Genomic DNA, 19743 nt, shown 5'->3' on the forward strand with positions numbered 1-19743 from the left:
GATCTCCCCTTAGGAAAAGCGCTCCATTCTCGCATCAAAATCCGACTTCTTAAAAGACCGCCCAGGTGTTGGTTGTCCCCTTGTTATCGCGTTCAATCGGCTTAACTTCGCATCTCCAACTGCTTGTTTCTTCAGGGCCGCATAAAGTGTCTGCACTCGGATTGAACGATAAAACTGCGTGCGCCGGAATAGCGCACATGATCGAGCGCGGGCTTTGGGATGATTCCATCCTCGGACCGCCGTCGGAGTGGCCCGCCTGTCTGATGGCTGCCATGGACATCATGCTTCCGTCACATGCCCAGATCGTGATGTTCTGGGGCGACCAGTATGTGGCCCTTTATAATGATGCCTACGCTCCCACAATCGGCCTTAGGCATCCGCGCGCATTCGGAAGACCGGCAAAGGAGAACTGGAGCGAGCTCTGGGACGACCTCCAACCTTTGCTGGATCGCGTCCTTCATGGTGGTGAAACTGTCTCAGCCAGCGACCGCCAGTTTTACATTGAACGCCATGGACATCCAGAAACCGTCTATTTCGACATTTCCTATTCGCCGATCAAGGACGAAACCGGTCGCGTCCGCGGCGTGTTTTGCATCGTCAGCGAGACCACAGAAAGGGTGCGTTCGCAGCAAGCGCTCAAGGAAAGCGAGGAACGTCTACGAGCGTTATTTTCGCAATCCGCTGCGGGTATCGGGCAGACCGATCTTGCGGGACGCCTGACACTCGCCAACCAACGCCTTTGTGAGATGCTTGGCTATCAGAGAGCGGAGCTTGTGGGCATCCGCTTCCAGGATTTGACCTTTGCGGACGATCGTCCGGAAGCCGAGCGGCTTTTCCAGTACCTGATCGAAACCGGCGAACCTTTCGATATGGAAAAGCGATGCTTGCGGAAGGACGGAAGTGTCTTATGGACAGCAGTTTCAGTATTTGCCCTCAAAGGTGAGGATGGGTCAATCCTGCAGGTTGGCTTCATCGCCATCGACATCTCGGCAAGGAAGAGCGCCCAGGAAGCGGAGCGTCTTCTTGCATCCATTATCGCTTCTTCGAATGATGCCATTCTCGCCATCGATCTGAACATGACGATCACCAACTGGAATGCAGCTGCCGAGAGGCTTTATGGATACTCGCGCGAAGAGGCGGTGGGAAAGTCAGTTCTGATGCTGGTCCCGGAGGAACGTCGCGACGAGGAGCCGGAAATTCTTAGGAAGGTCAGCGACGGAAAGATCGTGGAGCCGTACGAAACGCAGCGTCGAAGGAAGGATGGAAGCCTAGTCGACGTTCAGCTCAGTGTTTCTCCTATCTACGACAGCACTGGAAATACGATCGGCGCTTCCAAGATGTCCCAGGACATCACGGCCAAAAAGGAGGCCGAACGTCTGCAAAAAGTCCTGACAAGCGAGCTCAACCATCGCGTCAAGAATGCGTTTGCGACTGTCATTGCCATTGCCAGACAAACTCTTGACCGGAACGAAACCGGCCGGGATCAGGTCACCGCTTTCCAGGACAGGCTTATGTCAATGGCAAAGGCCCATGATCTGCTCACGCATCGGGACTGGCAGCGTGCTGACCTTGGCAAGTTGGTCAGTCAGGTGCTGGAACCCTATCCGCCTGAACGCTTCGAGATCGGAGGCTGCGCCGTGCTTTTGCCTCAAAAGGCCGTCGTCTCTTTCTCCCTAGCTATCCACGAACTTGCGACGAACGCCGCTAAATATGGCGCACTGTCGGTCGCTCAAGGCAAAGTTGCGATCTCCTGGGATTATGAAGAACAGATCGGCAGGCTACGGTTCAAATGGGTCGAACGCGGCGGGCCCGCCGTCACGCCGCCAACCCGAAAGGGCTTTGGCTCGCGTCTCGTTGAGAGGCTTCTGGCAGCCGAGCTAAACGGGCGCTCGATTATCAGCTACAACCCTACCGGCGTCATCTGCGAGATCGATGCGATCCTGGATCTGGATGGCTGGTCGGGAAGGCCTGGATCGGACCGATAGCAAACTTTTCGCCGTCGGGTATCATGATGTCGTCTCGCCTTGCGCGGCAAGCATCAATCTTGCGCATCGTCGCTGCTGAGTGAATTCTTGAAGCGGGGTCCAAAGCAACTGCTTCGCACCTCTCATCCATAGCAGATGGCGGTCGCTCGAGCGCCCCTGTCTGCAGCGCTACCGGGCAAGAGCGGGAACTCGAAGAACCCGTCATGCATTACGCCGAGACCATAAACGATCAGGTCATCATGAAGGAAACCGACAGAAAGCAAGCCGAAGCGGCGCAAGATGCCGGAGATCGCCTTGTGGCACGACACGTGCGCGAAGACCCCTTCGCCGCGGCGTTCAAAGCCACGCGCATGCCGATGATCGTCACCGACCCCAATCAGGCCGACAATCCCATCATCTTTTGCAATGTCGCCTTCGAGAGGCTGACGGGCTATTCGAGCAGCGAAGTAGTCGGCCGCAACTGCCGCTTCCTCCAAGGCCCGGAGACGAATGCGGCAACGGTGGCGCGCATCCGCGCGGCGATCAGCGCAGGTTCCGATATCGCCATCGACATCTTAAACTACAAGAAAGATGGCGAGCCTTTCTGGAACGCTTTGTTTTTATCTCCGGTGCGCGACGATAGCGACAGAATCGTCTATTTCTTCGCTTCCCAGCTGGATTTCACCAACGTTAAATCGAGAGAGGCTGATCTCGCTTTCGCACGTCATCGCGCCGAAGAGGAAGTCGCTGCCCACACCGAGAAACTTGAGGCTGCGTTGAAAATCAGCTCTCTTCTGGTCCACGAGGTTGACCACCGTGTCAAGAACAACCTCCTGACCATGGCCTCCATTGTAAAGCTTCAGACGCGTATTACCAAGGATGAGGGACAGAAACGCGTTTTGCGGTCCGTGCTGAACCGCGTGGAGGCCTTGAGCACAGTTCAAAGAAAGCTGTTCACGCTGGAGGATGTCTCACGGTTCGACGTCGCCGACTTCACGGAGGAACTTGTCAGAGATCTTGTCGAAGCTGTCGGACGAAAGGATATCCGCCTGACGCTCGATCTGCATCCGCTCCATGTGCCGGCTGTGAAGGCGACCCCTGTGTCTTTGATCGTCAACGAGCTTGTCGGGGACGCCGTCCGGCGGGGGTTGAGCGACGGCGGCGGCGACATCCATGTCGTCGTCAAGCGCTTGAACGCACATTTTCTTATCAGGGTGGAGGACACCTCTATACCGGTTGAGGTCGAAGAGGATGCGACCGAGATCGGTCGTATTCTACTTGAAACATCCGCCAAGCAGGTTGACGCAAAGATCGAGAAGCGGATCGACGGATATCGGACAACCGTTGATGTCACGCTGCCGGTCGACACAGAGGAGAGCGCGCATTGAAGGTGATGATTGTCGAGGACGAGATGCTGCTGGCCATGGAGCTCGAAAGCGAGGTCGAAATGGCCGGTCATGAAGTGATCGGGACCGCGATGAACCGCAAGCAAGCAAGCGACCTCATGAAAGGGCATCACCCGGATTTTGCATTCGTCGATATTCACCTGCAGGACGGCCCAACCGGCATCGACGTCGGCCGCGATCTGGCATTCGAAAGGATCCCATACGTATTCGTCAGCGGCAACATCAAGAAGCTGCCCGAAGATTTCGCGGGCGCTCTCGGCGCTATCGAAAAGCCCTACACTGCGAACGGCATGAGGAACGCCATTTCCTACATCTCCGCTGTCGTGGTGGGCGAAGAAGACGTCATTCCACCAGCGAGCCTTGTACTCGCCGACGATATAAGGCCCTTGCTGTTCCGCAGGCATTCCTAATCGGAGTCATCCTCGCAATTTCGGCGTAAGCTGCGTAAGGTAAAAGCGAGCAATCCTGGGATTGATGACCGGCGTGTTCAAAGGATGTCGACCAAGTGTCCTTGGAAGCATTCTGTTCGTGGACGCCAAAAGCTCCGAAGAGCGCCGGTCCATCAAGAGCTTCATGAGATGCTTCATTGTCAATGATACGCCGATGACGACGGTGCCGTCGCGCGGATTGCCATAGGTCCGTTATAGGTCTGAATGAGATAGTCGGTGATTTGTCGCCCCCCGAGCCCGCTAGAATGCAACGAGATAGCCACATTACAAAGCACATCGGCCACCGTCTGGTCAAACGGGACCTGATAGAGGCGAAACCAAGCTACGACTGCGTGCAATAAGATCGAGCTGTCCACGGTGTCATCCGCATCGTCCTCGTAGTGCTGCGCCATATCCCTCTCCTTTGTCCTGCTCGGAACGAAAGCCGGAACAGGGAGTTGAGCGAAAGGTTCCGGATGGAGTTACACATGGCTGCACATCGCGCTCAATGGAAAGGCCACATCAAGATCGGTGAGATCAGCTGTGGCGTCGGTCTCTATACGACGGCCTCCACGTCAGATCGCATCGCCTTCCACATCATCAACAAAGCCACGGGCAACCGGGTCCGCCGGGAATTTGTTGACAGCGAAACCGAAGAAACGGTCGACCGCGACGAGCAGATCAAAGGCTTCGACATCGGCGACGGCCAGTACATCATGATCGATCCGCAAGAGGTCACCGCCGTCATTCCGGATTCCGACAAGATGTTGGAAATCGAAGCTTTTCTTTCCTGCTCCGATGTAGACGATCTCTATTTCGACAAGCCGTATTACCTCTTGCCGACTGATGACGTCTCGGAAGACGCGTTCGCCGGACTGCGCGACGCACTCAAGGAAGCCGACGTAACGGCAATCGCCAGGACCGTTCTGTTCCGCCGGATGCGTACCGTTCTGATCCGGCCGCACGGGCGTGGTCTCATCGCCACCACGCTCAACTTCGACTATGAAATCCGATCATCGGAAGAAGCCTTCAAGGAAATGCCGGAGATCAAGGTCGAAGGCGAGATGCTCGATCTGGCCAAGCATATCATCGGCACCAAGAAGGGCGAGTTCGATCCGGCGAAATTCGATGACCGCTACGAAAACGCGCTGGCAGAACTGGTTAAGGCCAAAGCCGAGGGCAAGACGCTTCCCAAACCCAAGCCCGTCAAGGTTTCCAAACCCAACGACCTGCTCAAGGCGTTGCGCGAGAGTGCGGGCGTAGGCGAGGCAAAAGCAAAGACGGCCGCCAATGCAAACGCCCGGAAGCCCAGGAAGACGACTAGTCGAAAGTCGACCACCAGGACCGCACACAAGAAAGCCAGCTAGGAGGATCACCATGGCCCCGCGTCGTCCCTACTGGAGAGGCTATCTCAAACTTTCGCTCGTCACCTGCCCGGTTGCCATGAGCCCGGCGACCTCGGAAAGCGAAAAGGTTCGCTTCCATACTCTCAACAAGGCTACCGGAAACCGTGTCGTCTCGCGGTACGTGGACGCAGTGACGGGAAAGGCCGTGAAGGAAGAAAACGAGGCGAAAGGCTACGAGCGCGGCGAGAACGACTTAGTGCTGTTGACCGATGACGAGCTGGAATCGGTCGCGCTGGAAACGGTTCGAACGATCGATATCGAGACGTTCGTGCCCCGGGAAAGCATCGAATGGGTTTACCTTGAGGCCCCACACTACCTCATGCCGAACGACAAGATCGGCAACGAGGCATACGCGGTCATCCGTGAGGCAATGAAGGCCGAAAAAGTCCTCGGGATATCGCGTGTGGTCATTGGCAGGCGCGAACGTGCTGTCGTGCTGGAGCCGCGTGGCGAAGGCATCGTGGTCTGGACCCTGCGTTTCGGCGACGAGGTCCGTCCTGAGAAAGAGTACTTCCAGGAAATCGAGACGAAGTCCGACCCCAAGACCGTCATGACCATCAAAAGGATGATCAGGCCACGGCTGGAGAAATGGTCGCCCTCAATGGTCACAGACCCCATCCAGGAAAGCCTGCTCAAGCTCATTGCCTCGAAGAAGAAAGCTTTGAAGCCAGCCGATAAGGCTAAGGGCAAGAAAGACGCATCCGATCAGCCTTCCAATGTCATCAACATCATGGATGCATTGAAAAAGAGCCTGCAAGCCGATCTTAAGGGCCGAAAGAAGGCTGGCTGACAATGCGGCGAATGGGACGGTTGCCAATTGTAGATCGGGTTGCATCGAGATTGGTCTGGTCGCGAGGTTCCGCGATCATCTTGAACAGGACGTCGGCAGGTGCGCCCCGGCGCAGACGGGCTATAGCGAATCGCAGAATAGCCAGGGCCAGACCCTCCGCCGAGACCGCGCTCACCAGAGCAGCAATAATCCCCGCTCAATCGCCGCGGCGGGCCCTTGCTGTGGAACAAAGATGACCGCGCTAACACTGCCCGTTTTGGCCGTTGCCTTTCTGCTGAGCATGTACTTCCGCAGTTATTTTGGTGTCGTGGGTCCAGCTCTGTCCGCAGATTTGTCGCTGTCTCCCGAACAATTCGGCTGGCTTGCCTCGACTTTCTTCGCTTCTTTCTCGATCCTGCAGATCCCTGTTGGAATGTCCTTCGACAAATGGGGCGTGCGTGGTCCGATGGCGGCAATGATGAGTATCGGAGCCGCGGGGTCGGCGATCGTGGCCCTCTCGCCGGGCTACTGGGTCGCGATCACCGGCCAAACCTTGGTCGGGATCGGCTGTGCGCCAATTTTTATGGGCGTCCTTTATTATCTCGGACGTACCAACGAGCCCGAGAAGGCGGGGCGGCTTTCCGCGACCGTCAGTGCCGTCGGCTCGGCAGGTGCCTTGCTTTCGGCCTCTCCACTGTCGTGGTTCGTTGAGGTATTCGGTTGGCAATCCGCTTGCTGGTTGGCGGCGGCAGCAATGGCTGTCAGCGCTGCGGCCGTCGCTCTCGTGCTCGGACCGACACCGGCGAGCATTGAAGAAAGCGACCGGGATCAACGCCCCTGGTCGCTGGTATCGCTGTTCTATCTCGTCCCAGTGTGCTTCACCCTCTCGCTTGGTGGCACCTTTCGCAACGCATGGGCGGTGCCCTACGTCACGTCCGTATTCGGCGAGCATGCGGCGGTGGGCGCGATGCTCACGACGATCAGTGTCGTCGGCATCGTCACCAGCTTCATGCTGCCAATTGTTCTCATGCGGGTCCCCGGACGAACAATCGTGATATCCGCCTACGGCGCCGGAGTGACCTCTGCCATCCTCCTCTCCTCTGCGCCGGGCTTCGCGCTTCTTTCGGCCTGTGCCGGCTTGTCCGTTCTCTATGCCATGGGGAACGTGCATCCGCTCGTGATGACCGAGGCGCAAACCCTGATCCCACCGCGCGTGCGCGGCCTAGCGCTTGGAGGACTCAACACGCTCGTCTTCCTTGGTGTCTCAGTGGCGTCAGCCGTTTATGGCGAGATCGCGGGGCTGTCGCTGTCGGTGCTGTCCTCTTACCGCGTAATCTTTGCTGTGAGCGCGGCAATCATCGCCATGGCCATGTCTTGCTACATCGTGTTCAGGGGTAGAAATCCTTTGGTTTGCACAGACAGAGAGTTTGCAGACAACCGAGGTACCAAACGAGATTGACGATCCAGAACACAGCGCTACTTCCTCTTTATCATCAGGGACTTCATCAGGAGACTACGTATGGAACAGGCAGGTATCGGCTGGATCGCGGCAATCATCATCGGCGGCATCGCGGGGTGGCTCGCAGAGCAGTTCATGAAGTCCAACATGGGCGTCCTCATGAACATCATTCTCGGGATCGTCGGCGCGATCGTCGCAAATGCAATCCTGTCTGTGTTCGGCGTGGTTCTCGGCGGCTGGCTCGGCTATCTGATTGCCGGCTTCATCGGCGCCTGCATTTTGATTGCGATCGCGCGGATGTTCCGGCGATGAAGCCATAGCCAGATAAGAAATAGAGTCGAAACGATCACGCCATCTCCTGGACCGCACCTGAGAAGGAGCGTCGTCGCGTTACGCCTGACGGAACAAGCGCACCACTGGGCGTGACAGCGGTGGGCGGCGACCTTCTAGATCGTTCGATGCCAGGTCAGGCGAATTGCTTTTAGCGGTCTATTCGACGGCCGCATCGTTAATATTTCCGTTGAGGCGCCGAGCTCGATCTACGAGCTCGCGCGCGGGCCGGCGAAAAGCCGAAGCCTTCCGATGATCCAACTTAAAACCCTTGGCGCTTGCGCGCATGGTTAACCGTCCTCACGCTCGCTCGAAAGCCGAGGCCTGGCCTTGCCAGAACAAATTATGTGAATAGGGGGCGCTGGGCACTCGCTTATTCAGAGCAACCTCGGGCGGGCGTTTTGCTTTGCTTCAAAGGTTTCCTCGGCTCGCCTGTGGGCGCAGGATCGCCGGATACACCGTCAATCGGACTTCTTCCTTCCTAGCGGATGCATTTGAGCCATAAGATAATGACGGATGGCCAGGGTTCATCTCGCCGGAGCCGCGTGCGCTGCGAGTTCAGAATGTCCGCCCGATACGGGAACAATGTCCTGTTGCGTTGGTTCTTTTCACGCGCTGCCGCTTGGCGACGGCGCCTGAACGCTCGTTCTTGCGGACGACCGCCAGAAACCCGCCAGAGCCAGACAGGAGGACATCATGGCCAGCACCAAGACACTCGACGACCTATTTCTCGACACTTTGAAGGACATCTATTTTGCCGAGAAGCAGATCCTGAAGGCCTTGCCGAAGATGGCGCGCGCCGCCGACTCCGAAGAAGGCAAGGCAGGATTTCTGCGCCATCGCGACGAAACGCAGGGTCAGATCGACCGAATCGAGCAGGTGTTCGAACTGCTCGGCAAGCCTGCCCGCGGCAAGACCTGTGAGGCTATCCAGGGCATCATCGCCGAGGGCGAGGAGATCATGGAAGAATTCAAGGGTTCTTCAGCTCTCGACGCCGGGCTGATTTCATCGGCGCAGGCGGTCGAGCATTACGAAATCGCCCGCTATGGCACGCTCATCGCCTGGGCCAAGCAGCTCGGCCTGAATGACGCGGTGGCGCTGCTCCAGGAAAACCTCGCCGAGGAAGAAGCCACCGACAAAAAACTGACGCAGCTTGCCATGGCGCAGGCGAACGCCAAAGGCAAGGCCGCTTAGGCCGGGCGTCGAAGGGGCCGTCCTAGTGGGCGGCCCTTTTGATATTCAACATCCTAAATCCCAGGGGACATCCGATGGCCAAGCGAACGGCGAAAACACCGACTATAACTTCAGCCAGGGACACAGTGACAATTCATGACCAGCAGCTTCATCGCGGAAATGGCGGCGAGCTTCACCAGATCGCCGAAGACGGACACGACATACTGACGACCGCCCAAGGCGGTCCGATCGCCGACGACCAGAACATGCTGAGGGTTGGTGCCCGCGGTCCAGCCCTGATCGACGATTTCCACTTCCGCGAAAAGATCTTCCACTTCGATCATGAGCGCATTCCCGAGCGGGTGGTACATGCACGTGGCTACGGTGCCCATGGATTCTTCGAAACCTATGAATCCCTGTCGGACATCACGCGCGCAGACGTTTTCCAGCGACCGGGTGAGAAGACACCTGTCTTCGTGCGCTTCTCGACGGTTGCGGGCAACAAGGGCTCTGCTGATCTTGCTCGCGACGTGCGCGGTTTTGCCGTCAAGATGTACACCAAGGAGGGGAATTGGGATCTAGTCGGCAACAATATTCCGGTCTTCTTCATCCAGGATGCCATCAAGTTTCCGGACGTGGTGCATGCTGCCAAGCAGGAGCCGGACCGTGCCTTTCCGCAGGCACAGACCGCGCACGACAACTTCTGGGACTTTATCAGTCTGACGCCCGAAAGCATGCACATGGTCATGTGGATCATGTCGGACCGGACTATTCCGCGATCCTTCCGGTTCATGGAAGGGTTCGGCGTGCACACCTTCCGTTTTGTCAATGCCAACGACGAATCTACTTTCGTGAAATTTCACTGGAAGCCCAAGCTTGGCCTGCAATCTGTTGCGTGGAACGAGGCGGTCAAGATCAATGGCGCCGACCCGGACTTCCACCGACGCGATCTGTGGCAATCGATCCAGTCCGGAAACTTCCCGGAATGGGAATTGTGCGTGCAACTGTTCGACCAGGATTTTGCGGACAATTTCGATTTCGACATCCTCGATCCGACCAAGATTATTCCGGAGGAAGTGCTTCCGGTTCGTCCGATCGGCCGTCTCGTGCTTGACCGCATGCCCGACAATTTTTTTGCCGAGACGGAGCAGGTCGCGTTCATGACCCAGAACGTCCCGCCAGGTATTGATTTCTCGAACGATCCGCTGCTGCAGGGCCGCAACTTCTCCTATCTCGATACTCAGCTAAAACGTCTGGGTGGGCCGAACTTCACACATCTGCCGATCAATGCACCCAAGTGTCCCTTCGCGCATTTCCAGCAGGATGGGCATATGGCGATGCGCAATCCGACCGGACGGATCAATTACCAGCCCAATTCATTCGGGGAAGGGCCGCGTGAGTCTCCGACACGGGGCTATCGTCATTTCCCTGCCGAGGAAAATGGCCATAAGGTTCGCCTTCGTCCGGAAAGCTTTGCCGACCACTATAGTCAGGCGCGGCAATTCTTCATCAGCCAGACAGGAGCCGAGCAACGACATATCGCCATGGCGCTGACCTTCGAGCTCAGTAAGGTCGAAACGCCTGTGATCCGCGAGCGAATGGTGTCGCATCTCATGAACATCGATGAGACGCTTGCGACCACGGTGGCTCAAAAGCTCGGGTTCCGATCAATGCCGAAACCCGCCGACGCTGCCATGCCGACCAGGCAGGATCTCGACCCCTCGCCGGCGCTCAGCATCGTCGAGCGGGGTCCCAACCGCTTCGAAGGCCGAAAGCTCGGGATCCTTGTCGCCGACGGCGCCGATGCAAAACTGCTGAAGGCCCTGACTGCGGCTGTGACAAAGGAAAAGGCGGTCTTCGAGATTATCGCCCCGAAAGTCGGTGGTGTGACCGCGGCGGACGGAAGCTTCATTGAAGCGCAGCACATGATCGACGGCGGCCCGTCGGTGCTCTTCGATGCGGTCGTGCTACTGACCTCTCATCAGGCAATCGAAGACCTGGTCAAGGAAGCGACAGCACGTGATTTCGTCGCCGACGCGTTCCAGCACTGCAAGTATATCGGCTACGACCAATCCGCTCTGCCGCTGCTTGACAAGGCAGGTATCGCCAATGCACTCGACGAAGGCACGATTGCGCTTTCGAGCGGTAAGGATGTCGCCAGTTTCGTTGAGGAACTTGGCAAATTGCGGGTATGGGGGCGAGAACCCTCCGTCAAGCTCGGGAAGGCCTCCGCGCAGATTTCCTGATGCAAAAGGGCGCGGATCAGTTCCGCGCCCTTAAAGTTCTCTTGGCTGCGCAGCGGCGATCAGGGGTGCGTCTCAATACGATCGCCGCACTACAGCGCGTGTAAGCGCGTTGTGGTCATCCCGTTGTCGCTCAAAAAACAGGATGTCTGTCCGGGCTTTCACACCATGCTCGCAAGAGTTTGAACCACTAATGCACCGACTTCGACGTTGGTGCATTCACTCGTGTAGCCGAGATTCCGACATAGGTTCCGATAAGCATGGTCGAGACGTCATCAAGGGTACAATATCCTTCGTTGAAGAATTCGAGCGCTGCCGAACATAAGACATGCGAAGCCTGCTCGTCGGGACGAAGTTCGTAATAGCGATACCACGCCTGGACCGCCTCGGAGAGCATGCGGAATTCTTGGTCGCTGTGCATATCGACGTGATCCATGGAAAGGTCTCTGAGTAGCGAGATAGGGCCGGCACTCTTCGCGTCAACCGACTGACCATGGGAGACCGCGGTCGATTTTCGTTTTCAAACGCCGATCCGTTCGTCGACCAGACTGTAAATGGGGGATTGTCCCAATACATGTGAAGCAGACGGCGCGATCCCAACGCGAGCGCAGACCATAAGCTTCATAATTTGCGGGCACCCAGCTTAAGAGTCGACCTTTGCAACCGCTGCAGACACGCGATCCCCGTTGACGTGCGGCGTCTGGCCGCCGCCGTTCTCAAAGCTGGACCCATGCCCAAGCGGCCAACCTTCGGTTCGGCAATGATGTTGGTAGATGTCGTCATAGAGGCTCGCCGAAAGCTGAATTCGAAAGAAACGATGTTCTTGGCAATAACATCGCCGCGCTGAAAAATCCGCCGCTCATCATCATTCTCGTTGCACCAATACTCTCTAGGTGCACGGGCGGCCAAAGCCGACTGATGGTAGCCGGAGCGATCTGACGCAGACAAGATAGCACAAACGTCGCCTTGGCTCTGGGTCCGCTGTGTCACTGCGGACATGGGAAAGCTTTGACAAAAGCATCCGCCAGGAGGCTCTCGGCCGGTTCCGGAAGCTTGTCTGGGTGTTCGGCCAAATAGCGGCAGTAGGTCGTCGTTAACCGAGTGGCGGATGGATTGCTGCTCATGCAGACCTTGGGGCTTCCGCCATCGCCTGCGTCCCCGGAATGATTTTGACTGTCGATTAGCCGCTTGTCGGCCCACCCGGTAACGTAGCCGGTTACAAAACTTGGAGTTCGCTGACATGCATCCCGGAGATCGTAACCGGTCCAATAACTTGCTTCAGCATTTGTCACTGCGGCGATGAGCGCGACACCGGTGCCCAGATAAGGCTTCATCAGATTCCTTTGCCTATCTTGTTGATATGATTCAACGTCATAGCTAGGATGCATGGCCGTTGTGTCCAACCCTTTCGTATTCGAAAAATCGCTCTTTTGTCCAGATCCAGGACGGATGGGCTGCGCTCGGCGCCGCCAGAGCCAACACCTCCCGGCGGCACTGACCTTGCGGTCGACTAAGGCACTTCAGGGATCGCTGCGGCGAGGTCGTCGATGAAGTGGCCGAATAGAGGGGAAGAAGCCCGCCTACTGAGTACCGCTTCGGACGATGGCAGCCTTACGCTTCGCATGTGAAGAAGACTAGATTGGGTGACGACCCGCGCTGCAAGCAGCTTTGGATCATCCGGTTGGTTACCAATGGCCCCATCCACGACGGCGCGATAACGCGGTCGCCTCGGCATAGTCTGGGATGTCGATGCTACCGAAGCTTGGTGATTTGCCATCCATGAAATCTGTTCGCAGCATCCCCGGTTCGACCACAAGAGAGCGGATGCCATGCGGGGCCAACTCCTGCGCAAAGCCCCCCATCCAACCCTCGAGCGCAAATTTCGACGGCGAGTACTCCGCCCCCCGGCGCTTGAGACCAATCCACTGACCGACGAGACAGTGATGACGAGGCCTGACCGTTCCGAACAGGTTGACTTCAAACCGACGCCGCACGGCGGCATCAGTAAAGGTCTCGAAAAAGCCCAGTTCGCCGTAGCCGGCATTGTTGACTAAAATTTCGATCGCTCCGAACCGCGCCGCGGTCTCGGCGGCAACCAAGTGCGCAGCTTCGGCGTCGGTGATATCGGGCGCGAGGGTATGCAGGCGATCACGTTCGTCCCCCAGGCCTCTCGCAGCGCCGTATCGGAGCGCGCTGTCGCCACGACCGTTTCGCCCGCATCGAGTGCCGCGCGCGTTATCTCGGACCCCAGACCGCGACTTGCGCGCGTCACCAGCCATACCTTTGCCATCACGTGTTCCTCGTTATTTCAAACTGCGTTGGACAAGGGAGCTATGCTAATTAATTCAGATAAGCGCCGAATTGGTAGTAGGCCCTAATAGCGGGAGTTATGAATGCGCCCGGATCACTTCGCGGACCTCGCCATCTTCGCGGCAGTCGCCTTCGACCGCAGCTTCACCCGTGCCGCCAAGCGGCTCGGCGTCACGCAGTCGGCATTGAGCCGGACGATGATGTCTTTATAGTGCCATCTGGGCTTGCGCCAGAGAACCACCTGGCGGGTGCCATGACCGGCGAGCCGCAGGATGCCCTTGGCTATGCACGCGAAAGCGATGCCGAACAGGACAGTAATGCCGGCTCCCTTCAACGCGCCTTTCAAAGGAAAACCCGCCGCGCCAAACGTGGCGGGTTGAAATATTCTGCCGCGCCGACTGCGCTCACGAATTGATGTTGCGATCAGTCGGGCGCTTAGTGACGACTGGAACCTCTTCGACGTTGGCCAGCATGTGGCGCTTTATCAGGAACCGCCGGAGGTTTTCCCGGATCGCTGGCAGAGGGAAGATTCCTTGCGCTGCCATGCGACAAGCCTTTTCAAGGGCCTCATAGGTGGTATCTTTCTCTTGCTCCGGCCAGTCGTCAAGCATGTCGAAGACGTCTTCGAGGCTAGCGAGTTCCTGAATGTAATGCCGCTTCTTCAGGAACAGTGGAACGTCAAACAGGGTGTTCGCCATAGCCATCTCCTTTCCTCAGCGCGTTTGACGGCGAAAAATTTAGGAGCAAACGCCAAGATTTCAAGTCCTTTTCTAGCGCACCAACGGGTCGCGTCTGATCATCCTCCGACGCATCTTTTAGGTCGCATTTCTTCGATCGGGCGGATTGCTGTGCCCTGAGCAATGGCACGAACCTTCTACTTCCTTGCTTGTTGCATCGATATGAACGACACCGAACGAAAAGCCAGCAAAGCCATGATCCGGTACGTGCTGATGATATTCGTCATCGCGATTATCATTGCCGTAGCTTACCTGGCTTTGTTCACGCCCGGAAAGGCTGAAACGGTGTCGCCTTTGATCGGAGGAGTCCGATGCGATACTATATCTACGAGGTCCATACTGACCAGTCGCGTAACCGGCTGCTGAACGTGTTCAAAGACGAAGCTGAAGCCGGCGTCATGGACGCTGGAACTCCAAAGCAATGCTCTGGAAACCGAAAAGTTTTTTATCAAGATGTTTCCGGCACAGAATGTGGAGGAGGCACGGATCAACGCCGATGAGATGCGGCCAATACCCTTGATGCACCACTGATGCCAACGGCGCTGTCGAATTGGAGGGCGTCCGGCTGCGTAGATACCTCCTAAAATCATACCGAAGCCAACGGCGGCTAGAGCCGCGCGCGCATTCGATCCTGACACGGATCCGACCGTCTGCTTCGCCTCCCTGACAAAGCGACCACCGATAACCTGCTTCGGATCGACTGGATCGAAGAGATTATCGGGTTGTCGCTAACGCTTCGGCTCGGCACCAAGCTGGCCTTTGAACGCGGTTGCGGCTACCAGCCGGTCTGTCACACCGGGAAATAGGAGTCGATTGTTCCTCGACCAGCGCGACGCATGTGCTTCAAGGCGGTCTGCGTTCCATGCACCTGCCCGAGGTAGGCAACTTCGGTCACGCGCCTGAATTCATCTGGAGCTATTGTTTCGACGGTCCCGAACACGGTGACCATCGCGTTGTTGATCCAAACGTCAATTTTTCCCCACGCGCCGAGCACCGTTTCTGCCGCGGCTTCGATGGGGGCGGCATCTGCAACGTCGGCGGACACACGAGCGTCTCGCCTCCCGCCGCCTGGATCTCGGCTGCGGCCGATTTGAGGCGCGCCTTCCCGCGCGCCATCAATGCGACACGCCATCCATGCCGCGCAAAGTGGAGCGCCACCGCTCGACCGACCCCAGCAGATGCACCCGTGACTACAACGACGGGCTTTTCCTTGACGATCATGAGAACCAAGCTCCTCACCTCGTGTGAGGCTTGAACGCTAGTAAACGCGTTTGGTTCAAAATGCGATGCCTGGTAAGATATCAGGAAGACCTGGTTAAGGGTACGTTTACAACGCCGGCCCTGTTGCCTCTCAAACCCTCGGGATCGTAGGCTTGGTCAAGATGAACCAATTCGCAGGTCTCCCCGCCAAGCGCTACGCCATGCCGGCGAAGCTAATCCGGGCTACATTCACAGGAGCTTGCTAATAGTTGCACGAATTCGAAGTCGCTCAAGCTTTCGCAAGGTGCGGAGCTCGTGACGCAAAAAAGGCGCGGATCGGTTCCGCGCCCGCCCTTGTAATGTGTTCCGGCCGTAGTGAACGGGTTACTTGGAATTCTTGTGGCTCTGTTCGCCAGCCTTGACGTGCTGTTCGTGCGTGCCGCCCTGCTTGCCGGCCGAGCTGGAGCTCTTGTCAGATGACGATGACGCACTCTTGCTGCCGCCCGACTTTGCGCCGCCGCCTTTTGATTGTGAACCACTTGTCGATGCCATGATGTACTTCTCCTTTGCGAGATCGGATTGATCCCGCCTTCTCAACTTAGCTTAACCTATTCTGTTCCTCAGGGTATGAACGCCAATTAGTCTTCGACGCTCGCTGAAGCACGATTCTCGCCCTTTCAGAAACCCTCACGCTTTCCTCGCGCGTTCACTGTGGATGGAGCAAAGGCACCAGGGGAAGCCACTCCCGAAGACCTTGCGGCGCCTCAAGAACCGTCTCCGTCTTCTCGACCTTGAAGTTCGTCATTACCCGCAGCGTGACGAAAGTGGCGATCGATAGGACGAGTGCAGTCTCGTAGGCTCCGAGACCAACCGCCGCGCCGATCGCACCCGTAGACCAGAGGCTGGCAGCCGTCGAAGTTCCTCGAATGCTGGCTTTGCCGACGAGAATCGCACCGCCCTCTCGTCCGACTATGTAAGAAAAGGCGCAGGAACCGTCTCGTTCTGCCGGCGTTGTGCTTTCGACGGAGACGATAGATGGATCAGGAAGAGTATAACTGGGTAAGCCGCCGGGCGCATGAAATCTGGCAGAGCGAAGGCTGTCCGGACGGGCGGGATCGCGAGCACTGGTCGCAGGCGGCCGCAGACTGGCAAGGGAGAGGCCATAGCGAGCCGCCTCCTGGCTCCGACGCGGAGGCTTCTCCCATCCGCAGGGTCCTCGTTGTCGACGACGAACCGCTCATCAGATTTGCTACAGTTGACGCGCTGGAGGAGGCGGGATTCGAGGTCCTTGAAGCCGGCAACGCCGACGAAGCTCTTGTCGTATTCGAAGCAACCCACATCGACGCCATCTTCACCGACGTTAACATGCCGGGTTCAACCGACGGCCTCGGGCTGATGACACGCGTTCGCGCGCGCGCGCCACAAACGCGTGTCATCGTTACCTCGGGCCATGTCCGTCTTGGTGCGTTCGACCTTGCGAGCGGCGTCTCGTTCATTCCCAAGCCGTACAATCACAGTGCGATTGTCGACATGCTGAAGGCGTCGTTCGGGTCTTCTCCCGGTCCCGTTCAAGAAAGGTATAGATGAGATTTTTCTTTCACCTCCGCGACGAGGACTCCTATGAAGAGGACCAAGAGGGCATCGAATTTCCTTCGCTTGCGCAGGCCGTCGCCGAGGCAAGACGGTCCGCCCGGGAAATGGTTGCTGAACTTGTTTTGCACGACGACGTGATCGATGGCCGATCCCTCGAAATTGCGGGAGACGACGGGTCAGTGTTGGCAACCGTGGCGTTCAAGGACGCTGTTCGTATGCAATGAAATCGAATTACAAATTGCGGCCGCATCGGGCGCCGCTGTGTTGCGAAGGAGAAAAGCTATGATGAGTGGTCCTTTGAAGGCCTTGCTGGGCGTGATAGCGGTGGCTGGTTACCAGAACCGTGACAAGATTGGTGAATTGCTGCGTGGCATCCAAAATCCGCAACGTAGACAGGATGCCCGACCAACAACTTCAGGTGAAGCGCCAGGGGGCCTCGACGGAATTTTTGGTGGTCCTGGTGGATTTGGCGATCTCCTTGGTGGATTGTCGACTGGCGGAATTCTAAGCGGTGGTCTCGGCGAGCTGCTGAAGACGTTCCAGCAAAATGGCCACGGAGAAAAAGCAGAAAGCTGGGTCAGTCCGGGCTCCAACTCTCCGATTGATGGCGGCCAACTCAGTGAAGCTCTCGGTCCCGACATTCTCAGCGAACTTGCGGCGAAGACCGGACTTTCCCACCAAGAGATCTTAGAGCGGTTAAGCCGAGATCTACCGAAGGCTGTTGACGATCTGACGCCTAATGGAAAACTGCCAGAGGGGGAAGACGACTTGCCCTCGTCCGGCAGTAACCCGGCCGGTTTCGACACGAAGGTTTGATGAGAAGGCCGGGCCGTTGGCAGCGAGACAGCCTGCGGACCTGTTCTTGCCAAGCGACCCGGATAAATTACGCAAGTGGTCGCATAGGTGCCAACAAATCCTGACATCCGGAGATCTGGACAGCAGCCACCTGCACTGAGGAAGCCATCGGCTGCCTTTTAACTGCCCCTTTCAACAAACAGCCGATGTCACAGCAAAACCCGAGATCAAGCGCCTAGGTTGCGCGGAAAGCTTGAGACCTGCGGTCCCTCTCGCCGACCACCGCCGTGATCGCCCGCAGTTGCTCTTATGCCTGCACGACACCTCAGGCAGAAAAAGCCCCGCCCGAAGGCGGGGCTGACAGTGATCAAATCTTGGGAGGCAGTATGCTCTCTGCCTAACTCGCTTTGATTGCGCGAAGCTGATGCGGGATTTCCCACGAAATAAATCGCTACGCATCGACGGCGCACGCGTTCGTCCCCTGCTTTTCCGTCGTTCCTCGGAGGCTCCATACCTGCTGTATCTAATCGGGTAGCCCTCGAATCGTGTGGGAGGTGGTGGTGTCCAATAGGTCACCTGCCTCGAACCTGGGCGATCCCGCTGACCCTCTCAGAAATTTACCCGAAGCGGGCATTTTTTCGAGTAGCGGGAACAAACCCACACGTGCCCGGTAAGGAGCCGGGATCGTGCTGTGGGTCCGTCCCTTTCTGGCACCGTTATCTATCAGCCTGCGCGGTTCCACAGAATGCAGCTTAAACTAGCCCGCGCCGGCGGGCCTTTTTTGTTCTGTACGGCGGGAACAAAACATAGCTTTTCAGGTATAGGCTTGGGACCGCGCGGGGGCTAGCTCGTCTACCCTTCCCTTCAAAGAAACCGTGCGGTCCCACCATACACGTCTTTACGACTGTAGCACAATGCTTGACCTGCCTTGGGCTCCTCATCACCTTGATGACCGAACTCCAGCCCGCGACCGTCGACGAGGAAGACCCCGACCGCTTTTTATGGTGCCAGGATGACTGCGCGATGAGCAGGACCTGGTCGACCGTGCGGTGGTGGCGGGAGGCCTCAAGAGGTACTCGTCGAGATGATCGAGCTTGCGGATAATCAGGCATTGATCATAAAAGCGAATGCCAGCGTGAGGCAGTTCTGAAAGTGCTGCAGCGAACGGCTTCCTTTTGATTGTTGACCTCTAATGTTGAGGGTATAGCGTCCGATCTGCCTAGGCTGACAAAGCTGGAGCCGAGGAGCTCCGGGAAGCGCTGCTTGTGACAGGTTTTGGAGCAAGCTCAAATCTGACCTGAGGTGCGAGGCTCTTGAAGAAATTCAAACAAGATACCCCCTCCCTGACGGGCGGCTCGTCTAAGTCGCACAGAAAGCAGCCATCGGAACTCCTCTCGAGCGATGCAATCCGGATCAATTGCAGATTTCCTCGACTGGATCGTCACGGTTTGGCGCTACGCCTTAAGCAGATCGCATAGAGTGTCCGACGTCCGTGCGAAAGCTCTATCTTTGACCGGTTATCTAGGTCCGTTCGCCGCGTCGCCAGTAGCTGTCGATGATATGCTGGCCATTGTTGATAATCCGCTGACCGAGGTCGGGATCGCCGCCTTGCAGCGTATCCGGATCGCCGCCGCAAAAACGGACGAAAGTCACCTACTGGGTCGTGAACATGAAATAGTCTCTGCTGGTCGGCTCGAAATCGAGACCCGCCTCCGCAAATTTTTCTGCGACTTCGGCGGCCACGTCGTCGATTGCCTTGAAGATCTTGTCTAACATCGAGCGCTCTGCCGCCTCCCGGATCTCGAGGAAACGGCGCTGCTCGGACGTCGGCACGGAGCAGGTCTTATCTGTCATATCTTCTCCTTAAAGTCATAGTTGGCGCCCATGGATGCGCTATCTCAAGTGGAGACGCAGCAGGTCGCGGATGAAA

The 19743-nt window shown here is 57.3% G+C and carries 22 protein-coding genes and 3 pseudogenes; 15 read left to right on the forward strand and 10 right to left on the reverse strand.

The genetic code is table 11. The features are described from left to right. The first annotated feature begins 197 nt into the window (after positions 1–197). From LVY75_35245 to LVY75_35255, 3 genes are all read left to right on the forward strand, one after another. Complete coding sequence (locus LVY75_35245; protein XAZ26033.1) at positions 198–1985, forward strand: PAS domain S-box protein; 1788 nt, start codon at positions 198–200, stop codon at positions 1983–1985. A 239-nt stretch (positions 1986–2224) separates the two neighbouring features. Then, positions 2225–3352, forward strand: a complete 1128-nt coding sequence (locus LVY75_35250; protein XAZ26396.1) for a PAS domain-containing protein — start codon at positions 2225–2227, stop codon at positions 3350–3352. Continuing rightward, positions 3349–3780, forward strand: coding sequence for a response regulator (locus LVY75_35255; GenBank protein XAZ26034.1), 432 nt, complete (start codon positions 3349–3351; stop codon positions 3778–3780). Before LVY75_35250 ends, LVY75_35255 begins: the two co-directional genes overlap by 4 nt. 179 nt (positions 3781–3959) lie before the next feature. Here LVY75_35255 and LVY75_35260 read toward each other — a convergent pair whose 3' ends face one another. Then, positions 3960–4211 (reverse strand): hypothetical protein, encoded by a 252-nt coding sequence (locus tag LVY75_35260; GenBank protein ID XAZ26035.1) that lies wholly within the window; start codon positions 4209–4211, stop codon positions 3960–3962. Positions 4212–4286: 75 nt separating this feature from the next. Here LVY75_35260 and LVY75_35265 point away from each other — a divergent pair, with 75 nt between their 5' ends. The 6 genes from LVY75_35265 to catE all read left to right on the forward strand — a co-directional run bounded on the left by LVY75_35265 (position 4287) and on the right by catE (position 11181). Next, positions 4287–5165, forward strand: coding sequence for a Ku protein (locus tag LVY75_35265; protein XAZ26036.1), 879 nt, complete (start codon positions 4287–4289; stop codon positions 5163–5165). A 10-nt stretch (positions 5166–5175) separates the two neighbouring features. Beyond that, positions 5176–5994: a Ku protein gene (locus tag LVY75_35270; GenBank protein ID XAZ26037.1), complete on the forward strand. Its 819-nt coding sequence runs from the start codon at positions 5176–5178 to the stop codon at positions 5992–5994. A gap of 232 nt (positions 5995–6226) precedes the next feature. Further along, a complete protein-coding gene (locus LVY75_35275; protein ID XAZ26038.1) occupies positions 6227–7432 on the forward strand; it encodes an MFS transporter in 1206 nt (401 codons plus the stop codon). A gap of 60 nt (positions 7433–7492) precedes the next feature. Continuing rightward, positions 7493–7744 carry a GlsB/YeaQ/YmgE family stress response membrane protein gene (locus LVY75_35280; protein XAZ26039.1) on the forward strand — a complete coding sequence of 84 codons (252 nt, stop codon included), beginning with the start codon at positions 7493–7495 and terminating at the stop codon, positions 7742–7744. A 714-nt stretch (positions 7745–8458) separates the two neighbouring features. Continuing rightward, positions 8459–8956, forward strand: coding sequence for a ferritin-like domain-containing protein (locus LVY75_35285; protein XAZ26040.1), 498 nt, complete (start codon positions 8459–8461; stop codon positions 8954–8956). A gap of 74 nt (positions 8957–9030) precedes the next feature. Next, the gene (catE, locus tag LVY75_35290; protein XAZ26041.1) at positions 9031–11181 is read left to right on the forward strand and encodes a catalase C; all 2151 of its coding nucleotides are present in this window, start codon (positions 9031–9033) and stop codon (positions 11179–11181) included. A 187-nt stretch (positions 11182–11368) separates the two neighbouring features. Here catE and LVY75_35295 read toward each other — a convergent pair whose 3' ends face one another. The 3 genes from LVY75_35295 to LVY75_35305 form a co-directional block, all read right to left on the reverse strand. After that, complete coding sequence (locus LVY75_35295; protein XAZ26042.1) at positions 11369–11614, reverse strand: hypothetical protein; 246 nt, start codon at positions 11612–11614, stop codon at positions 11369–11371. 550 nt (positions 11615–12164) lie between these two features. Further along, positions 12165–12512: a hypothetical protein gene (locus LVY75_35300; GenBank protein XAZ26043.1), complete on the reverse strand. Its 348-nt coding sequence runs from the start codon at positions 12510–12512 to the stop codon at positions 12165–12167. 351 nt (positions 12513–12863) lie between these two features. Then, positions 12864–13457 carry an SDR family NAD(P)-dependent oxidoreductase gene (locus tag LVY75_35305; GenBank protein XAZ26044.1) on the reverse strand — a complete coding sequence of 198 codons (594 nt, stop codon included), beginning with the start codon at positions 13455–13457 and terminating at the stop codon, positions 12864–12866. Between the two features lie 114 nt (positions 13458–13571). Between LVY75_35305 and LVY75_35310 the strand changes: the two are divergent. Together LVY75_35310 and LVY75_35315 are read left to right on the forward strand one after the other, a co-directional pair. Beyond that, a pseudogene (locus LVY75_35310) lies at positions 13572–13697 on the forward strand (LysR family transcriptional regulator). Positions 13698–13741: 44 nt separating this feature from the next. Continuing rightward, the gene (locus tag LVY75_35315) at positions 13742–13903 is read left to right on the forward strand and encodes a hypothetical protein (GenBank protein ID XAZ26045.1); all 162 of its coding nucleotides are present in this window, start codon (positions 13742–13744) and stop codon (positions 13901–13903) included. Here the strand turns inward: LVY75_35315 and LVY75_35320 are convergent. Continuing rightward, positions 13893–14186 (reverse strand): DUF982 domain-containing protein, encoded by a 294-nt coding sequence (locus LVY75_35320; protein ID XAZ26046.1) that lies wholly within the window; start codon positions 14184–14186, stop codon positions 13893–13895. The genes LVY75_35315 and LVY75_35320 overlap by 11 nt on opposite strands. Before the next feature lie 350 nt (positions 14187–14536). Between LVY75_35320 and LVY75_35325 the strand changes: the two genes are divergently transcribed. Beyond that, positions 14537–14725 carry a hypothetical protein gene (locus tag LVY75_35325; protein XAZ26047.1) on the forward strand — a complete coding sequence of 63 codons (189 nt, stop codon included), beginning with the start codon at positions 14537–14539 and terminating at the stop codon, positions 14723–14725. A 290-nt stretch (positions 14726–15015) separates the two neighbouring features. Here the strand turns inward: LVY75_35325 and LVY75_35330 are convergent, their stop codons facing one another. From LVY75_35330 to LVY75_35345, 4 genes and pseudogenes are all read right to left on the reverse strand, one after another. Then, positions 15016–15270 carry an SDR family NAD(P)-dependent oxidoreductase gene (locus tag LVY75_35330; protein XAZ26048.1) on the reverse strand — a complete coding sequence of 85 codons (255 nt, stop codon included), beginning with the start codon at positions 15268–15270 and terminating at the stop codon, positions 15016–15018. A gap of 56 nt (positions 15271–15326) precedes the next feature. Next, positions 15327–15446, reverse strand: a pseudogene (locus LVY75_35335) (SDR family NAD(P)-dependent oxidoreductase). 363 nt (positions 15447–15809) lie between these two features. Then, positions 15810–15977 (reverse strand): hypothetical protein, encoded by a 168-nt coding sequence (locus tag LVY75_35340; protein XAZ26049.1) that lies wholly within the window; start codon positions 15975–15977, stop codon positions 15810–15812. A 154-nt stretch (positions 15978–16131) separates the two neighbouring features. Continuing rightward, a pseudogene (locus LVY75_35345) lies at positions 16132–16383 on the reverse strand (MgtC/SapB family protein). Positions 16384–16460: 77 nt separating this feature from the next. Here LVY75_35345 and LVY75_35350 point away from each other — a divergent pair. The 3 genes from LVY75_35350 to LVY75_35360 are packed head-to-tail and all read left to right on the forward strand — an operon-like array spanning position 16461 to position 17834. Next, complete coding sequence (locus LVY75_35350; GenBank protein ID XAZ26050.1) at positions 16461–17012, forward strand: response regulator; 552 nt, start codon at positions 16461–16463, stop codon at positions 17010–17012. Next, the gene (locus LVY75_35355) at positions 17009–17242 is read left to right on the forward strand and encodes a hypothetical protein (GenBank protein ID XAZ26051.1); all 234 of its coding nucleotides are present in this window, start codon (positions 17009–17011) and stop codon (positions 17240–17242) included. Before LVY75_35350 ends, LVY75_35355 begins: the two co-directional genes overlap by 4 nt. 58 nt (positions 17243–17300) lie before the next feature. Continuing rightward, a complete protein-coding gene (locus LVY75_35360; protein XAZ26052.1) occupies positions 17301–17834 on the forward strand; it encodes a YidB family protein in 534 nt (177 codons plus the stop codon). Positions 17835–19466: 1632 nt separating this feature from the next. On the opposite strand, the gene LVY75_35365 is transcribed toward LVY75_35360, so the two are convergent. After that, positions 19467–19667 carry a hypothetical protein gene (locus LVY75_35365; GenBank protein ID XAZ26053.1) on the reverse strand — a complete coding sequence of 67 codons (201 nt, stop codon included), beginning with the start codon at positions 19665–19667 and terminating at the stop codon, positions 19467–19469. Positions 19668–19743: the final 76 nt, after the last annotated feature.

It is taken from the genome of Sinorhizobium sp. B11, assembly GCA_039725955.1.
In the GTDB taxonomy this organism is placed as follows: domain Bacteria; phylum Pseudomonadota; class Alphaproteobacteria; order Rhizobiales; family Rhizobiaceae; genus Rhizobium.

What these genes read in the sequence shown, in the direction of transcription:
- catE (XAZ26041.1), top strand. Translation starts at nt 9,031, where the DNA reads ATGGCCAAGCGAACGGCGAAAACACCGACTATAACTTCAGCCAGGGAC.
- LVY75_35315 (XAZ26045.1), top strand. Translation starts at nt 13,742, where the DNA reads ATGACCGGCGAGCCGCAGGATGCCCTTGGCTATGCACGCGAAAGCGAT.
- LVY75_35340 (XAZ26049.1), bottom strand. Translation starts at nt 15,977, where the DNA reads ATGGCATCGACAAGTGGTTCACAATCAAAAGGCGGCGGCGCAAAGTCG.
- LVY75_35250 (XAZ26396.1), top strand. Translation starts at nt 2,225, where the DNA reads ATGAAGGAAACCGACAGAAAGCAAGCCGAAGCGGCGCAAGATGCCGGA.
- LVY75_35265 (XAZ26036.1), top strand. Translation starts at nt 4,287, where the DNA reads ATGGCTGCACATCGCGCTCAATGGAAAGGCCACATCAAGATCGGTGAG.
- LVY75_35300 (XAZ26043.1), bottom strand. Translation starts at nt 12,512, where the DNA reads ATGAAGCCTTATCTGGGCACCGGTGTCGCGCTCATCGCCGCAGTGACA.
- LVY75_35280 (XAZ26039.1), top strand. Translation starts at nt 7,493, where the DNA reads ATGGAACAGGCAGGTATCGGCTGGATCGCGGCAATCATCATCGGCGGC.
- LVY75_35275 (XAZ26038.1), top strand. Translation starts at nt 6,227, where the DNA reads ATGACCGCGCTAACACTGCCCGTTTTGGCCGTTGCCTTTCTGCTGAGC.
- LVY75_35365 (XAZ26053.1), bottom strand. Translation starts at nt 19,667, where the DNA reads ATGACAGATAAGACCTGCTCCGTGCCGACGTCCGAGCAGCGCCGTTTC.
- LVY75_35325 (XAZ26047.1), top strand. Translation starts at nt 14,537, where the DNA reads ATGCGATACTATATCTACGAGGTCCATACTGACCAGTCGCGTAACCGG.
- LVY75_35350 (XAZ26050.1), top strand. Translation starts at nt 16,461, where the DNA reads ATGGATCAGGAAGAGTATAACTGGGTAAGCCGCCGGGCGCATGAAATC.
- LVY75_35270 (XAZ26037.1), top strand. Translation starts at nt 5,176, where the DNA reads ATGGCCCCGCGTCGTCCCTACTGGAGAGGCTATCTCAAACTTTCGCTC.
- LVY75_35305 (XAZ26044.1), bottom strand. Translation starts at nt 13,457, where the DNA reads ATGGCTGGTGACGCGCGCAAGTCGCGGTCTGGGGTCCGAGATAACGCG.
- LVY75_35360 (XAZ26052.1), top strand. Translation starts at nt 17,301, where the DNA reads ATGATGAGTGGTCCTTTGAAGGCCTTGCTGGGCGTGATAGCGGTGGCT.
- LVY75_35285 (XAZ26040.1), top strand. Translation starts at nt 8,459, where the DNA reads ATGGCCAGCACCAAGACACTCGACGACCTATTTCTCGACACTTTGAAG.
- LVY75_35260 (XAZ26035.1), bottom strand. Translation starts at nt 4,211, where the DNA reads ATGGCGCAGCACTACGAGGACGATGCGGATGACACCGTGGACAGCTCG.
- LVY75_35295 (XAZ26042.1), bottom strand. Translation starts at nt 11,614, where the DNA reads ATGGATCACGTCGATATGCACAGCGACCAAGAATTCCGCATGCTCTCC.
- LVY75_35320 (XAZ26046.1), bottom strand. Translation starts at nt 14,186, where the DNA reads ATGGCGAACACCCTGTTTGACGTTCCACTGTTCCTGAAGAAGCGGCAT.
- LVY75_35355 (XAZ26051.1), top strand. Translation starts at nt 17,009, where the DNA reads ATGAGATTTTTCTTTCACCTCCGCGACGAGGACTCCTATGAAGAGGAC.
- LVY75_35245 (XAZ26033.1), top strand. Translation starts at nt 198, where the DNA reads ATGATCGAGCGCGGGCTTTGGGATGATTCCATCCTCGGACCGCCGTCG.